At 55.6% G+C, this 2422-nt stretch carries 2 protein-coding genes; both read left to right on the top strand.

The features are described 5' to 3' along the window. Positions 1-1609 (top strand): type VI secretion system-associated FHA domain protein TagH (tagH, locus tag QMM04_RS22155; RefSeq protein ID WP_282997060.1); only part of this gene is annotated, 1609 nt, incomplete at its 5' end. After that, the gene (locus QMM04_RS22150) at positions 1606-2397 is read left to right on the top strand and encodes a protein phosphatase 2C domain-containing protein (RefSeq protein ID WP_038646150.1); all 792 of its coding nucleotides are present in this window, start codon (positions 1606-1608) and stop codon (positions 2395-2397) included. The genes tagH and QMM04_RS22150, both read left to right, overlap by 4 nt. Positions 2398-2422 lie beyond the last annotated feature (25 nt).

Genomic DNA, 2422 nt, shown 5'->3' with positions numbered 1-2422 from the left:
CACTCGCGTGCTTCTTAACGATATTCCGCTGGAACGTGGGCGTCAGGTGGAATTGCAGGACGGCGATATTATTGGCATTGATGATTATCAGTTGCTGGTTAACGATACTCACGCCGCATCGTCTGCCAGCGTGGTCGCTAAGCCAGCCGCCAAAGCGGCAATCATTGTCGATGAGCCAGCCACAGCGGTGAGCAGCACTGCCGCAATCCCCAGTGAGATCTGGGACAGCCTGGCGAAAGAATTTTCCATCTCTGACGATTTATCGCAACGTAACAAACCTGCGCCAGCGTCATCCGAAGCTCATCCGCTGACTGCTCCCGCTGCCGCCGAACGTAATCCGGAAAATCCACTGGCTGCGCTGATCAGTGATGCGCCACTGGATATCGGCCAACAGCCGACTCATCGCAGTTTGTTTGATGAAGAGGATGCGTTGTTTGCCCAGGACAGCATTTTTGATGATGCGACCCCGAGCGCGCTGGTCGGGCAGAAGAGTGTTGCGGCCTCTGCACCGGTTGAGAAGCAGCCTGATGAGCTGGATCCTCTTAGTCTGTTTGGCTGCCAGAATACCCCCGATCCCCGCCATCACGATGACCCACTAGGTTTAATGATGAGCGGGGCGGTTCCGCTGGCGCAACCCGAAGTACCGCCGCTGCCAGAAGTTGAACCAGAACCAGAACCAGAGCTAAAGCCAGCTTCGGTCGCGCCTGACGCCGTTGATCTGGCTGAACTTAGCAGCTCGCCATTATTTGATGATACCGACACGGCGCCTGCGCCAATAGTGGCTGAAGAAGCTGAAGAAGCTGAAGAAGCTGAAGAAGCTGAAGAACCGACCGAAACCAGCCCGACACCGCTTGAATATGGTGGTATCACCTTGCCGACGCCGCAGGCGGTGCAGCGTACTCCATCACCTACCCCTAAAGGGCGTCTGCGCATTGATCCGGTGGCGTCTCACAGCCAGCGCGAGGCGGCGGCTCAAAGCAGTGGTGATGCGCTGAAAGGTGAGTTACTGGATGCCTTGCTGGAAGGAATGGGTCTACAGGATTTGCAGCCCACGCCGCAGTTCGATTGCGATCAGATGCGCCAGTTTGGCCAGATGCTCAGCATGTTCTCGCAGGGTACCGTCGCATTACTCTCATCACGTTCCATTCTCAAGCGTGGCGTAAAAGCAGATATGACGGTGATCCTCGACGATGCCAATAACCCGTTCAAACTGCTGCCCTCTGGCAAAACCGTGCTGATGCAGATGTTTGGTAGCCGGATGCCCGGCTTTATGCCGCCGCGCCAGGCGGTACGTGATGCGCTGATCGATCTTCAGGCGCACCAGTTAGGGATGATCGCCGGTATCCGCGCCATCATCGCTTCTATGCTGCAATCCTTTAATCCTGATCAGCTAGAAGCAGAAGCGCGCGAGGCAGGTTCCGTATCTCGCCTTGGTCTGCCGGGGAGCCGTAAAGCGGCGTTGTGGGAGCATTTTGTCGAGCGCTACGGCGAAACTGCTGGCGAGATCGAAGATGACTTTCACACCCTGTTTGGCGAAGCTTTCCTGCACGCCTACGACATGGAAGTTAATCAGTATAAAGATTCACAAACCCACACGGATGACGCATGAATATCACTATTGCTTCCACGTCGAATCAGGGCGACCGCGCCAGCAATCAGGATCAGACCGGTGAGATTATCGGTGAACGTTCAGCCTGCTTTGTCGTCTGTGACGGCGTGGCCGGTTTCCCGGGTGGAGACGTCGCTGCCACTATCGCCCGCAGCAGTTTAATGGAGACGTTTAACGGCGAAACCCATCTGAATGCGCAGTCGATACGTAACTATGTCAATCACGCGAATCACTCCATCCGTCAGCAACAAAAGGCCAGCAGCGAGCACAGCCGGATGGGCACAACACTGGTGAGCCTGTTTATCGATCGTGATTACGGCCTGGCTTACTGGGCACACGCCGGTGACAGTCGCCTTTATCTGTTTCGACGCGGTTATCTCTTCCACGTCACCACTGACCACAGCCTGGTGCAGCAAATGAAAGATGCCGGGCATCAGACCGAGGGCATCAACACCAATTTGCTCTATTTCGCGCTCGGTATGGGCGACGAGCAGCGTGATGCCAGCTACAGCGATGTGGTGGCGATTGAGGACGGTGATGCCTTTCTCCTGTGTACCGACGGCTTCTGGCATGGGGTCACGCTGGAACAGATGCAGCAGTCACTGCATATGGTCAACACGCCGCAAGAGTGGCTCACGCTGATGCAGCAAATCATTAAAAACGAACAACCGGAACAGGGGCAGCAGGACAACTTTAGTGCGCTAGCCGTGTGGGTTGGTTCACCTCAGGACACCACCTTACTGCACTCGCTCTCAGATGCGGCGCAGTTTTTCCCTCTTCGAGATTGAGAACGCCAACATGAAATATGGATTA

The sequence above is a fragment of the Pantoea sp. Pa-EAmG genome (genome assembly GCF_030024295.1).
GTDB lineage: Bacteria > Pseudomonadota > Gammaproteobacteria > Enterobacterales > Enterobacteriaceae > Pantoea > Pantoea dispersa.
Note: the sequence above shows the minus strand (reverse complement) of the source record. Positions and strands in the feature narration are given on the sequence as shown.